Genomic DNA, 12,792 nt, shown 5'->3' with positions numbered 1-12,792 from the left:
CCACTCCCCTGCCGCTGGGCAGAAAAGCAGGGGCGGGCGTCCGCACCCTTAAGCTACCTCTAAGACCTAGGCGGCAGGCAGCTCGGGGAAAGCCTCAGCAACGCCGGCAAAAGTAATCTTGCCAGCGTCCGTATTCAGGCCCAGGGCCAGGTCAGGGTTGTTGGCCAGGGCCTCGTCCACACCAGCAGCCAGCTTCAACACGTAGGGCAGGGTAGCGTCGGTCAGGGCGATAGTCGAGGTGCGGGGCACAGCACCGGGCATGTTGGCAACGCAGTAGTGACGGATGCCGTCCACCTCAAAAATAGGATCCTGGTAGGTAGTGGGGCGGGAGGTCTCAAAACAACCGCCCTGGTCAATCGCCACATCAATCAGTAGCGCCCCAGGCTTCATCATCTTCAGGTGCTCCCGGCGCACAATCTTAGGAGTCTTCGCACCCGGCACCAGAATCGACCCAATAATCACATCAGCCCCAGCAATCTCACGCTCAATATTCGCCGGGGTAGAATTCAGCACGCGGGCAGTAGACCCAAAACGCTCGGCCAATTCACGCACACGGGGGCCATACCCCTCAAGGATAGTGACCTCAGCACCAAGCCCCACCGAAAGCTGGGCCGCATGGGTACCCACGTTACCGCCACCCAGCACCACAACCCGCGCCGGAGCAACCCCGGGCACACCACCCAGCAAGAGCCCCTGGCCGCCCTCAGTGCCCATGGTGTACTGGGCAGCAGCCTGAGCCGCCAGACGGCCCGCAACCTCACTCATGGGCAGCAGCAGGGGCAGGGCCCGGCCGTTACGCACCGTCTCATAGGCAATACCGCGGGTCTTCGTAGCCAGCAGGGCCTCGGTCAGGGGCTTATCTGCAGCCAGATGCAGGTAGGTAAAAAGGGTCAGGTCCTCACGCAGGTACTTGTACTCAGGCTCAATCGGCTCCTTAACCTTCACCAGCAGCTCAGCCCGGCCCCAGGCGTCGTCCTGAGACACCAGGGTAGCCCCGGCCTTCTCGTATTCCTCATTGGAAAAGCCTGCGCCGAGCCCGGCGTCCTTCTCAACCAGGACGTCGTGGCCCGCCTGCACAAGAGCCAGCACGCCGTCCGGGGTGAGGCCGACGCGCTGCTCCTGGGGCTTAATTTCGCGGGGTACGCCAATACGCATGTGGGGTTCTCCCATTCATTTTCGTCGTTGAAAACTATTGCGTTAGTCAGCCTACTCCCTTTTATTGAACAAAAACAAACCGCCCCGGGTTTTCTTCATATTCATAGAAAACCCGGGGCGGACGGCGGCTAGACGAGCTCTGCAGCGGCAGCCGGGTCGGAGATTTGAAGGCATCTATAGGGACGGGAAAAGCATTCCTCCTTCATACGTTGCATCGCTACTGATAAGCCGCCATAGCTCAGTTGAATACGTCTGGTTTCCCTGAATATGGTCCACCCAATCAGACAGCAGACGCAGAATATGAACGGGGGCTTCCACCGGTAATCCTGAATACTCTAAACCTGTTGCACCTTTCCACGGTGACTTTGCAACAGGGCGGGTAAGACGCCTCCCCCACAGCCGGTTGTGGTGAGCGGCTAGATTCCGAAAGAAATTTACGTTACCAATAGCTCGACGTAGTTCCTCAGCTCGTGTAAACCCTAGATCATCCATCAGACGCTGTATCTGATTGGTATCTTTCCAGGTGCTCACCATCTTGGAGAGATCCCCGAGAGACATCGCCTCAACCATTGCCCACAAAGGAACCTGCTGCCCCTGATTCACAAAGTGCTGAAGATACAGTTCCTCGCGATTCAAGGTGTCTTCAATGCTTCTCATCAAAGATTCACGGCTGCGAGTAAGACCCGCGTGTTTAGCCTGCCAAGCATCTAAGGGCATTCCACGAGGTGGCAGGTTACTAGGGCGGGAGGGCTCGTAGGCGCTCCTCAAAAGATAGCGGGTAGGACCATTTTCTGACCCTTCAGCCAGGCGAAAAGCTACCCGTGTTCTAATAATTGGTTCAATCACCTGCACACCACGAAAAACAAGTAGCCGCACCTGATCATCAAGCGAGTAGACCGTCAGAAGCTGTTCGAGAGTCGTTCCCGGCTTGAACTCATCAGCCGGAGCAGGTTCCATAAACTGCTTAAAGTAACCGCTGAAACGGTAGTAGTTCTGGTGCGCAAGAAAGTTGGCCAAAAGAACCCGCTGTGAATCGTCCAAAGGCAACCCACGCATCTCTAGTTTGGCTACCTGTTGGTCTATATCAAGCCATGGTTTGGTACGCTGCGGAGGGTGTTGTGACGCCAGATCTGAAGGCAGAATCATGTCTAAATTTTATAGAAAAATCCCCGTAGCGTACACGGCTAACGGATCAGCCAGTCACAAAGGACCGTACGCAACGGGGATGAATGTTGCTCTATAGTCTACCCGATTTCTGCTCGAGTGTTGAGCCTGCTTAAGGTAATCTGCTCAACATCTAGAGCCACTGGAAAACCTAGATACAAACCTAAGCGAGCTCTGCAGCGGCAGCCGGGTCAGAGTCGTTCAGGAACTTCTCGATACGCTCAGCCTCGTCCACCTCACCAATGGCGGCGGCGGTCTGGCCCAGAATCAGCAGGGCCTTAAGGAAGCCCCGGTTGGGCTCGTGGCTAACCGGAATCGGGCCGTGCCCGCGCCAACCGTTGCCGCGCAGGGCGTCCAGGCCACGGTGGTAGCCCACACGAGCGTAGGCGTAGGCTTCAAGGGTCTTACCAGTCTTCAGGGTTTCTTCGGCTAGCAGGGCCCAGGCCAGGGAGGACTTGGGGAAGGCCTGCGCAAGGTCAGCGGGGGCCTCACCGGCGCGGACGCGGGCCGTCAGCTCGGGCTCTTCGGGCAGGAAAGTGGGGGCGGGGCCGTCCAGCAGGTTCTTACCAGCAAGTGACATGGTTACTCCATTCAACTCAAATTCTTGTAACTACAAAAAGTCTACGCGTGCTCAGGGAAAGTAGAGCCCTATCTCCCAAAAACACCCCATTGTGGGAGATAGCACCATCACCCGACGCCCCTAACTCCCAAAAACCGCCTTTTTGTATTTAGGCCTAGCTCCGCCCGCCAGCTACTCCCGCGCCTGCCGACGGGAGGCGTCCGCGCACCTCACTATGATGAAAACCCAGCCGCACCACACCAAGGCGTCCCGTATAGTGTGAAAGGTCAAAATTCCCCGACGAAGCGGAAACACGCAATCACACAATTACAGAAAGACCCCTATGACGCTTGAACTGACCATGGTTCAGTCCGCCGGCTGGGCAGTAATGCTACTCCTACTCGGTATGTGGATTAAGAACCGCTTCTACTTCTTCCAGCGCTTCGCTATCCCCTCACCCGTGATCGGCGGCTTCCTCTTCTCCCTGGTCAACCTGGTGCTCAACCAGACCGGGGTTTTGACAATCAAGTTCGACACCACCCTGCAGAGCTTCTTCATGGTCATCTTCTTCACCTCGGTGGGCTACGGAGCCTCCCTCAAGGTGCTGAAGTCAGCTGGTTCTAAGGTCGGTCTCTTCCTGCTGGTTGCAACAGGTCTCTGTATCGCCCAGAACATTGTGGCCGTCCTGCTGGCCCCCGTCGTGAACGTCGACCCCGCCCTGGCCCTGATGACCGGCTCCACCCCCATGACCGGCGGCCACGGCGTCTCCGGCGGTATCGCCCCGCTCGTTGAGGCCTCCGGCGTCACCGGCGCAGAAACCGTCGCCTACACCGCAGCAACCTTCGGCCTCATCGCCGGTTCACTCATGGGCGGCCCCCTTGCCAACCGTCTGATCATCAAGCACAACCTGCTTGAAAAAGAATCCTCCCACCAGGTCAACATCAACACCGCCCTGTTGGAAGTACGCCCCCGCAAGCTCGACGCCGACAGCATCCTGCACGGCTTCATCATGATCCTGGTCGCCATGTTCATCGGCAGCTACCTGACCGAAGCCCTCAACTACCTGGTCGGCCAGCTCACCGACCGCGCCGCCTTCCCCAGCTACATGGGCCCCATGATCATCGCCATCGCCCTGCGCTACATCAGCGACCGCCGCAACTCCAAGGAATACCACGAGCTCGTGCCCGAGCAAGAAGTCGAAGTTTTGGGCAACATCGGCCTCAACGTCTTTTTGGCAATGGCGCTTATGAACGTGCAGCTCTGGCAGCTGGCTGAGCTGGCTATCCCCCTCATCGTGCTGCTCCTGGCCCAGATTGCGCTCATGTGGGTTTGGGCTAACTTCGTTACCTTCCGCGCCATGGGTGCAGACTACGACGCCGCTATCCTCACCGCTGGCCACTGCGGCTTCGGCATGGGCGCAACCCCCAACGGCATCGCCAACATGGCCTCCCTGGTCACCAAGTACAAGGCCTCTAAGCTGGCCTTCTTTATCCTGCCCATTGTCGGTGGCATGTTCATTGACTTCACCAACCTGGTGAACATCATGACCTTCCTGTCCATCGTCTAGCCGGGCGCGAACGTCCGCCCCTCCCCGTATCTCGAATGTGCCACTTATTCCCGAATGTGCCACTCTAACTGCCCCGCTCGGGAGTAAGTGGCACATTCGGCGGCAGGCGCACTCAAAAGGCCGGCCCCCGCACACAAGCGGGAGCCGGCCTTTGAGAATGCCAGGAGGTTCCTAGCTACAGGGCTTACTTGCCGGAGGTACCAGCGGAGCCGAGCTGCTGGGCAGCCTCAACAACGCGGGCAGCCATACCAGCTTCAGCAGCTGCACCCCATACGCGGGGGTCGTAGGTCTTCTTGTTGCCGACCTCGCCGTCAACCTTGAGCACACCGTCGTAGTTGCGGAACATGTGGTCCGCAACGGGGCGGGTGTAGGCGTACTGGGTGTCGGTGTCGATGTTCATCTTGATAACACCGTAGGACACTGCGTCTGCAATTTCCTGCTCGGTGGAGCCTGAACCGCCGTGGAAGACCAGGAAGAAGGGCTTTTCGCCCTTGCCGTACTTGGCGCCAACCTCGGTCTGGATTTCCTTGAGCAGTTCGGGGCGCAGGTGAACGTTACCGGGCTTGTAAACGCCGTGGACGTTACCGAAGGTCAGGGCTGCCATGTAGGTGCCCTTTTCGCCCAGGCCGATAGCTTCAACGGTCTTGATGGCGTCCTCAACGGTGGTGTAGAGGGAGTCGTCGATAGCGCCTTCAACGCCGTCTTCTTCGCCACCAACGGCACCGATCTCAACTTCCAGAACCTGCTTGGCCTTGGAGGTGCGCTCGATCAGCTGCTGGGCGATTTCGAGGTTCTCTTCGAGGGAGATGGCGGAGCCGTCCCACATGTGGGAGTTGAAGATGGGGTCTTCGCCGCGGGCTACAGCCTTTTCGGATTCTGCCAGCAGGGGCAGGACGAAGTCTTCGAGCTTGTCCTTGGGGCAGTGGTCGGTGTGCAGGGCGATGTTGACGTCGTACTGCTTGGCAACTTCGCGGGCGTAGGCGGCGAAGGCGAGGGAGCCAACAACCATGTTCTTCTTGTTGGGGCCTGACCAGTAGGCTGCACCACCGGTTGAAGCCTGGATGATACCGTCTGAGCCTGCTTCTGCGAAGCCGCGGATGGCTGCGTTCAGGGTCTGGGATGAGGTGACGTTGACGGCGGGGTATGCGAAGCCCTTGGCGCGGGCGTTTTCGAGCATTTCTGCGTAGACTTCAGGGGTTGCGATAGGCATGCCTGACTCCTTGGTGGTCTGTGGGGCCGCCCGGTTGGCGGCCGCGGTGAGTTGGGGCCGCGCCGGGGGCGTCGCTCTGGGGTGAGGACGCGGGGTGGGCGGGCTCCTGCCTGCTTTTCAGTTTACCAAGGGCTCGGCCTGAAAGGGTAGGTTTCCCACATTAATTTCGGGCATAAACCCACAGAAAACAATGGGGTTCTGGGGGTGTTTTGCACCTTAAGGTGGGGTCTTGGGGGCTATCTGTGGCTGATTGGTTGGGTTTTTATGGGTTTCTGTGCCCAGTTGCGCCCCGGGGCTCTTAGGCGCTTTCGCGGAGTTCCCGGCGGCGGTCGGCGATGGTGAAGGAGAGGCCGAGGGAAAGGGTGAGAACGATAGCGCCAAAGGAGGCTATGAGCCCGACATTCCAGTGGGCGCCTGCCTCTACCAGGCCGTAGAGAATCGAGGGAATGATGGCGGTGCCGATAGCGGTACCCATGCGCTGGCCCAGGGAGAGCACCCCGCCTGCCACGCCGCTAATGGCGGGTGGCACGGAGGCCAGGGTGAGGGTCTGATTGGGAGAAATGACGAGGCCCCCACCAGCACCAATCAGGATCAGGGGCACCGCCAGGGCCCAGACCGGCAGGAGGCCCTGCTCCACAGGGGTGATCGTGAGCATGGTGGCCAGAATGGAGGTGAGGGAGAGGCCGAAGCCCAGCATGACCATGCGGCGGCCCATGCCGAGCACTCGGCGTCCTGCCCAGGGGGCGGCGAAGGCAGAGAGCAGGGAGGAGGGGATGGTAATGAGGGCGGCGGTCAGGGCGCTATGACCCAGGTGGTTTTGGATGTAGATGGGTAGGACCAGCCAGACGCTCGTGTTGCCGAGGAAGTAGAGGGTCACGATCATGATTCCGTTGCGGAAGGCAGGCTGGGTGACGAGGTCGATGTCGAGCATGGGTGGGCGGCCGGCCCTCTTGTAGCGTTTCTCCCAGGTGATGAAGAAGATGAGCAGGGCCAGCCCTACCGGCAGGGTTGCCCAGACGAGCAGGTTGCCACTGCGTTCGACGAAGGGGAAGAGGACGGCCAGGATCGCGAGGGCCAGGGTCGTCATGCCGACGGGGTCGAGATCGAGGTGGGCGGGCTTGTCAGAGGGGGCGGCGGTGTCGTTGGGCACCCAGATGCGGGCTAGGAGCAGCCCAGCTAGGCCGATGGGTACGTTGACCAGGAACATCATGCGCCAGCCGAGGGCGTCACCGAAGATTTGCATGAGGAAGCCGCCGAGGACGGGGCCGACAATGACGGCGAGCGCTACGACGGTTCCAAACATGCCGTAGGCACGGGCGCGAGCCTGGCCGGTGAAGTTAGCTTGGATAATGCCGGTGGTTTGGGGGTTGAAGAAGCCTGCGCCGAGGCCTTGGAGGACGCGGGCGGCGATGAGGATTTCGATGGTGGGGGCGGTGGCGCTGAGGAGGGAGCCGAGGGTGAAGAGGGCGACGCCGATCATGAACATGCGGCGGCGGCCGGTGGCGTCGCCGATTCGTCCGGCGGCAACCAGGGGGGCTCCGAAGGCGAGGGCGTAGCCGGAGACGACCCATTGGGTGGCGCTGGAGCCTGCGTTGAGGGAGTGGCCGATGGGGGTGAGGGCGACGTTGACGACGGAGATGGCCATGAGGGCCATGAAGAGGGGGGTGAGGAGGGCTGTGAGGAGTTTGCGGGGGTTGGACGCACCTGCCCCTGTTGCTTGGCGGGGTGGGGGTGGTGGGGTGGTCATGGCGCGTCCTTCCGTGTCTATTGTGGGCTGACAGTGCCATTGTAGACCCGAGGTGCCCCCAAGGTTAATACTTTATGAAGAAAATTTTGCAGTAATGCAAGCGCTTACGAGAATCGCGGAGTGCCCACGAAACGTGTGGGCACTCCGCGATTTTCATGGACACTCACCACCAGCGGACGCCGGCAGGTAGCGCAGCTGGCAAGTTCGACGGACGCCGGCGGGGCGAGCGTCCGCTCTCAGGTCTAGCTGACGCGCTGGCCAAACTCGTGGCGGCGGATCCAGGCGTGCATGGCGATTCCGGCGGCGGTTGCGGCGTTCATGGAGCGGGTGGAGCCGTACTGCTCAATTGAGAGGGTTGCCTCGGCGGCTGCGTGGATTTCATCTGACAGACCCGGCCCCTCCTGGCCAAAGACCAGCACGCAGTCCTTGGGCAGGTCGTAGGTTTCCAGCTGCTTGGAGTCGGGGAAGATATCGATGCCGATGATGGCAAGCCCCTCACCCCGCGCCCAGGCTACGAAGTCGTCGACGGTGGGGTGGTGGCGCACGTGCTGGTAGCGGTCGGTGACCATGGCCCCGCGTCGGTTCCAGCGGCGCTTGCCAATGATGTGTACTTCCTTAGCCAAAAAGGCGTTGGCGGTGCGCACCACAGTGCCGATGTTGAGGTCGTGCTGCCAGTTTTCAATGGCGACGTGGAAGGAGTGGCGGCGGGTATCCAAATCAGCAATGATCGCGTCCATGGTCCAGTAGCGGTAGTGGTCCAGGACGTTGCGGCGGTCGCCCTCGCGCAGTAGCTCAGGATCCCAGTGGTCGCCCTCTGGCCATTCGCCTTCCCAGGGGCCGACGCCTACTTCTCGCTCCGCTTCTGCTAGGTTCTCGGTTCCGCTCTCAGCCGCCGCGTTACTGTTACCGGCGGTGTGGGCGTCCTTGTGTTCTTCGTTCATCCCATCCCCCTCATCAAGGCAAAGAAGCCCCACGCGGGGGCTCCTTCGCAATCGTTGTTTTCTAGAAGTTTAGTCCAGGCCTAGGTCGGTCTTGGAGTAGGCGTAGAGGCAGGGCACGCCCGCGACCTCTTCGATGTGTTCCTTGGCGCCGGTTGCGCGGTCAACGATGACGGCAACGGCTACAACCTCTGCGCCTGCCTTGCGGAGGGCTTCGACGGCGGTGAGGGCGGAGCCACCGGTGGTGGAGGTGTCCTCAACGGCGACGACGCGGCGTCCTTCTACGGAGGGTCCCTCAACCTGGCGGCCCATGCCGTAGGACTTCTGGGCCTTGCGCACGACGAAGGTGTCGATGGCGCGGCCTTGGTCGCCTGCGGTGCGCATGATGGCGTGGCCGACGGGGTCGGCGCCCATGGTCAGGCCGCCGGCGGCGTCAAATTCGATTCCGGCGGAGTCGAGCAGGTCGAGCATGACCTGGCCAACCAGGCGGGAGGCTTCGTGGTGCAGGGTGATGCGGCGTAGGTCGACGTAGTAGTCGGCTTCCTTACCGGAGGCCAGCACGACCTTGCCGCGCACGACGGCCAGTTCGCTAATGAGTTCGCGCAGGCGTTCGCGGGCTTCTTCAATGGGCAGGGGGGTGGAGAAGTTAGTCATGCTTTTTAGTCTAGTAGACCGGCAGATATTTACCCCGCGAAAAGTGCAAGTGCCCCGGGAAAAGTGGGAGGCACTTGCACTTTTTAAGGGGTAGCTGCCTTGAGCTTGGTGACCATCTCCTCGTATTCGGCGGCCGGGTCAGAATCAGCGACGATAGCGCCACCGGCGGCCAGGGTGATAAGGCCGTCGGAGTGGGCTACCAGCGTCCTGATGACGATGGAGAGGGCAACTGAGCCGTCCGCGCCCAGGTAGCCCAGGGCACCGGAGTAGACCCCGCGGGCCCGGCCTTCCAGCCGGTCGATAATGGCCATGGTGGCAGCCTTGGGGGCCCCGGTCATAGAGCCGCCGGGGAAGCAGGCGGCAACAGCGTCCAGGGCAGTGATGCCCGGACGCAGCTGGGAGACGATGGTCGAGACCAGCTGGTGCACGGTCGAGTAGGACTCCACCCCCATCAGCACCGGCACCCGTACGCTCTCGGGGTGGGAGACCAGGGAGAGGTCGTTGCGGAGCAAATCCACAATCATGAGGTTTTCGGCCCGGGTCTTGGGGTCGGACGCCAGCCAGGCGGCTGCCTGCTGATCTTCGGCGACGGACGCCCCCCGCGGCACGGTGCCCTTAATGGGCTTAGCTTCAGCACGGCCCCCGGCGGTGACGGTCAAGAATTTTTCGGGCGAGGACGAGAGCACCGTGAAGTCATCGCACCGCAGGAAGGCGGCGTAGGGGGCGGCATTGGCCTGCCGCTGGGCCAGGTAGAGGCTCAAAAGGTCATCGGCGCCCAGCGGGTCGGACAGCTGCAGGGAGGTCTCAGCCGTCAGACAGACCTCGTAGCTGTTGCCCTCAGCGATCTCGGCCTGGGCGGTGGCAATAGCGGCTATATAGTCCGTGCGGTCGGGCAGGGGGAAGTCGGGTAAAACAACCCGCGAAGCATATTCTTGACCAGCTATAGACGCAGGTGAAGAACTGGTTTTCTGCAACTTCTGCGCGGTCTCTTCCACCCAGCCAGCAGGCCCCACCAGCCAGGCCTTCCCACTCGCGTGCTCGTAGATCAGGTAGTGGGTTGCGGGCATCCAGAGGGCATCGGGGGTGCGGGCCACCCGCTGGGGGTGCTCACTGTGGAAGGCGGTGACCTCTAGGTCTGCGTGGGCCTCATAGCCCATATACCCCACATAGCCGCCCAGCAGGACGTCGGCGGGCGGGACGTCCTGACCCTCGCCTAGCTCGGGGTGGGCGGCAACCTCCACCAAACCGGGGAGCACCTGCCAAATACTATCGTCGTACACCCGCTGGGGGCGTCCGTCCGGGCCCAGCACCTGCACCCGCCCCGGCTGCGCATAGCGCACCACTCCCCCACCCAGGGGTGCCCCCAGGTAGGAGTAGCGGGACATAGGCGACTCGTCGCGGGCTGAATCCAGCCAAAAAGCATAGGAAGAACTACCAGCCAGCACGGGGAAGGCGGCGGCTGGTTCTACCGGAAAGTTCAGGGCACGACAGGTTAGAGAGGTCACCGACTTATTGTAACGAGACAGGCGAAGGTTTTACCTGCGCAAGCCTGGCTCGGGGCTGGCGTTACGGGTGGCTTGCGCAGGTAAAACCGTAGCTACCCACCATCAAGCTAGCGAACCTGCGGGGTTTCGCCGTTTTCTGAGACCATGGGTTTCTCGGCGTCCTGCCAGGCGCCCATACCGCCGATAACGTTGATGGCGTCGAAGCCGTACTGGGTGAGATAGGCTGCGGCGCGCAGGGAGCGGCCACCAGCGCGGCAGATGACGTAGACGTCCTCATCGAGGGGAACTTCGCCGTAGCGCTCGGGCACCTCGCCCAGGGGAATGTGCTGGGCGCCTTCGATGTGCCCCTCTATCCACTCGTAGTCTTCGCGGACGTCAAGAATCTTAGCGCCTGCGGGGATTTCGTCAACAGTGACCTGGCGGATATCTTCGTTCATCACTGAACCTCTCTTTCGTAGTAACACCTTCAGCCTATGCGTGGCCTTCTCAGGCTTCAAGGCTAAGCCCCTGGTTTAGCCCTTAGCGTTCCCCTGCCCGCAGGGCGTAGGCAGGGCGTCCTGTCATAAAAGGTCCTCGCGTCCCCTATTTTCCGTCAGGACGGCGAGGTGCGGCGTCCAACTGGTTCTTCAGTGTTTAATTAGGGCTATGTCAAACCGTGCAGGCACCCTTGCCACCCCAGAAGACCTTGTCAACATTGATGAGCTGCTCGCCGCCTACCGCGAGCGCACCCCAGACCTCACCAACCCCGCCCAGCGGGTAGCTTTTGGCACCTCGGGGCACCGGGGTAGTTCACTGAAGAGTTCTTTTAATGATGCACATATCGCCGCGATTTCGCAGGCGATTGCTGAGTACCGGGCAGCACAGGGTATTACCGGGCCGCTGTTTATGGGTAAGGACACCCACGCCCTTTCTGGACCCGCGCAGGATACCGCCCTGGAAGTTCTTGCGGCTAACGGCGTCACTGTGCTCTTGGATGAGGCGGACGGTTTTGTGCCTACCCCGGCGCTCTCCCGCGCGATTATTGTGCATAACGCCAACCCTGACGCTACAGGGCAGGCTGACGGTATTGTTATTACCCCCAGCCACAATCCGCCCGCAGATGGTGGTTTCAAGTACAACCCCCCTCACGGCGGCCCAGCCGATTCCGACGCTACTGGCTGGATTGCCCGACGTGCCAATGAGCTGCTGGAAGGCAAGAACGCTGACGTTAGGCGTCTGCCCCTGGAAGAGGCGAAGGCCGCTACCACCACCGGCACCTACGACTACCTGGGTGCCTACGTTGCTGAGCTGGGCGAAGTTATCGACATGGACGCTATCCGATCTGCCGGTGTGTGCATCGGCGCAGACCCCATGGGTTCGGCGTCCGTTGAGTACTGGAAGCGTATCGCCACCGACTACGACCTGAACCTGACCGTCGTGAACCCCGATGTGGACCCCCGGTGGGCCTTTATGACCCTGGACTGGGACGAGAAGATCCGCATGGACTGCTCTTCCCCTAACGCCATGGCCTCCCTCATTGCCAACCGCGACAAGTACGATATCGCCACCGGCAACGATGCAGATTCCGACCGCCACGGCATAGTGACGCCCGATGCTGGTCTCATGAACCCCAACCATTACCTCGCGGTAGCCATCGACTATCTCTACACCCACCGTGACGGCTGGGTCGCGGATGCAGGTATTGGTAAAACCCTGGTTTCTTCGTCCATGATTGACCGTGTGGCAGCTGCACTGGGGCGCACGCTGGTTGAGGTTCCCGTTGGCTTCAAGTACTTCGTGGACGGCCTCAGCACCGGCACCATCGGTTTCGGTGGCGAAGAGTCCGCAGGTGCCTCCTTCCTGATGCGGGACGGCAGCGTCTGGACGACCGACAAGGACGGCATCATCCTGGCCCTTCTTGCTGCCGAAATTATTGCCGTCACCGGCAAGACCCCCTCCCAACGCTACGCCGAACTCGCCGCAGAACACGGCGCACCGGCCTACGCCCGCGTGGACGCCGCCGCAAGCCGCGAGCAGAAGGCTAAGCTTGCCAAGCTCTCCCCAGCGGACGTCACCGCCTCCGAGCTAGCGGGTGAAACTATCACCGCTAAACTCACGGAGGCTCCCGGCAACGGGGCAGCTATCGGCGGGCTAAAGGTAACCACCGACAACGCCTGGTTTGCGGCCCGCCCCTCCGGCACCGAAGATGTCTATAAGATCTACGCCGAGTCCTTCCTGGGTGCCGACCACCTGGCGCAAGTGCAGGCTGAGGCGAAGAAGCTGGTAGATAGCGTCATCGCCTAACGCCAAACTC

General features: G+C 61.2%; 11 protein-coding genes. 2 read left to right on the top strand and 9 right to left on the bottom strand.

Annotation, left to right across the window (positions count from 1 at the left end; all coding sequences use genetic code 11):
* Positions 1–66 precede the first annotated feature (66 nt).
* From ald to L7A15_RS05785, 3 genes are all read right to left on the bottom strand, one after another.
* On the bottom strand, positions 67–1,155 hold the full coding sequence (gene ald, locus L7A15_RS05795) for an alanine dehydrogenase (protein ID WP_237208620.1): 1,089 nt from the start codon (positions 1,153–1,155) through the stop codon (positions 67–69).
* Positions 1,156–1,329: 174 nt separating this feature from the next.
* The gene (locus L7A15_RS05790) at positions 1,330–2,301 is read right to left on the bottom strand and encodes an Abi family protein (protein ID WP_237208621.1); all 972 of its coding nucleotides are present in this window, start codon (positions 2,299–2,301) and stop codon (positions 1,330–1,332) included.
* Between the two features lie 181 nt (positions 2,302–2,482).
* Positions 2,483–2,899, bottom strand: coding sequence for a DUF3151 domain-containing protein (locus L7A15_RS05785; RefSeq protein ID WP_237208622.1), 417 nt, complete (start codon positions 2,897–2,899; stop codon positions 2,483–2,485).
* Positions 2,900–3,221: 322 nt separating this feature from the next.
* Between L7A15_RS05785 and L7A15_RS05780 the strand changes: the two genes are divergently transcribed.
* A complete protein-coding gene (locus L7A15_RS05780; RefSeq protein ID WP_237208623.1) occupies positions 3,222–4,445 on the top strand; it encodes a sodium/glutamate symporter in 1,224 nt (407 codons plus the stop codon).
* A 184-nt stretch (positions 4,446–4,629) separates the two neighbouring features.
* On the opposite strand, the gene fbaA is transcribed toward L7A15_RS05780, so the two are convergent.
* From fbaA to L7A15_RS05750, 6 genes are all read right to left on the bottom strand, one after another.
* On the bottom strand, positions 4,630–5,655 hold the full coding sequence (gene fbaA, locus L7A15_RS05775; protein ID WP_237187810.1) for a class II fructose-bisphosphate aldolase: 1,026 nt from the start codon (positions 5,653–5,655) through the stop codon (positions 4,630–4,632).
* 298 nt (positions 5,656–5,953) lie between these two features.
* Positions 5,954–7,402, bottom strand: coding sequence for an MFS transporter (locus L7A15_RS05770; protein WP_237208624.1), 1,449 nt, complete (start codon positions 7,400–7,402; stop codon positions 5,954–5,956).
* A gap of 242 nt (positions 7,403–7,644) precedes the next feature.
* The gene (locus L7A15_RS05765; RefSeq protein ID WP_237208625.1) at positions 7,645–8,343 is read right to left on the bottom strand and encodes a TrmH family RNA methyltransferase; all 699 of its coding nucleotides are present in this window, start codon (positions 8,341–8,343) and stop codon (positions 7,645–7,647) included.
* A 69-nt stretch (positions 8,344–8,412) separates the two neighbouring features.
* A complete protein-coding gene (gene pyrE / locus L7A15_RS05760) occupies positions 8,413–8,994 on the bottom strand; it encodes an orotate phosphoribosyltransferase (RefSeq protein ID WP_237202007.1) in 582 nt (193 codons plus the stop codon).
* 83 nt (positions 8,995–9,077) lie between these two features.
* Complete coding sequence (locus tag L7A15_RS05755) at positions 9,078–10,499, bottom strand: anthranilate synthase component I family protein (protein WP_237208626.1); 1,422 nt, start codon at positions 10,497–10,499, stop codon at positions 9,078–9,080.
* A 107-nt stretch (positions 10,500–10,606) separates the two neighbouring features.
* Positions 10,607–10,936 carry a rhodanese-like domain-containing protein gene (locus L7A15_RS05750; protein ID WP_237208627.1) on the bottom strand — a complete coding sequence of 110 codons (330 nt, stop codon included), beginning with the start codon at positions 10,934–10,936 and terminating at the stop codon, positions 10,607–10,609.
* Between the two features lie 208 nt (positions 10,937–11,144).
* Between L7A15_RS05750 and pgm the strand changes: the two genes are divergently transcribed.
* Complete coding sequence (pgm, locus tag L7A15_RS05745; RefSeq protein WP_237208628.1) at positions 11,145–12,782, top strand: phosphoglucomutase (alpha-D-glucose-1,6-bisphosphate-dependent); 1,638 nt, start codon at positions 11,145–11,147, stop codon at positions 12,780–12,782.
* Positions 12,783–12,792 lie beyond the last annotated feature (10 nt).

It is taken from the genome of Rothia nasimurium (assembly GCF_928391935.1).
GTDB classification, from domain to species: Bacteria; Actinomycetota; Actinomycetes; order Actinomycetales; family Micrococcaceae; genus Rothia; species Rothia nasimurium_D.
Note: the sequence above shows the minus strand (reverse complement) of the source record. Positions and strands in the feature narration are given on the sequence as shown.

Coding starts and splice junctions, on each gene's coding strand:
- ald (WP_237208620.1), bottom strand. CDS start 1,155: ATGCGTATTGGCGTACCCCGCGAAATTAAGCCCCAGGAGCAGCGCGTC.
- L7A15_RS05790 (WP_237208621.1), bottom strand. CDS start 2,301: ATGATTCTGCCTTCAGATCTGGCGTCACAACACCCTCCGCAGCGTACC.
- L7A15_RS05785 (WP_237208622.1), bottom strand. CDS start 2,899: ATGTCACTTGCTGGTAAGAACCTGCTGGACGGCCCCGCCCCCACTTTC.
- L7A15_RS05780 (WP_237208623.1), top strand. CDS start 3,222: ATGACGCTTGAACTGACCATGGTTCAGTCCGCCGGCTGGGCAGTAATG.
- fbaA (WP_237187810.1), bottom strand. CDS start 5,655: ATGCCTATCGCAACCCCTGAAGTCTACGCAGAAATGCTCGAAAACGCC.
- L7A15_RS05770 (WP_237208624.1), bottom strand. CDS start 7,402: ATGACCACCCCACCACCCCCACCCCGCCAAGCAACAGGGGCAGGTGCG.
- L7A15_RS05765 (WP_237208625.1), bottom strand. CDS start 8,343: ATGAACGAAGAACACAAGGACGCCCACACCGCCGGTAACAGTAACGCG.
- pyrE (WP_237202007.1), bottom strand. CDS start 8,994: ATGACTAACTTCTCCACCCCCCTGCCCATTGAAGAAGCCCGCGAACGC.
- L7A15_RS05750 (WP_237208627.1), bottom strand. CDS start 10,936: ATGAACGAAGATATCCGCCAGGTCACTGTTGACGAAATCCCCGCAGGC.
- pgm (WP_237208628.1), top strand. CDS start 11,145: ATGTCAAACCGTGCAGGCACCCTTGCCACCCCAGAAGACCTTGTCAAC.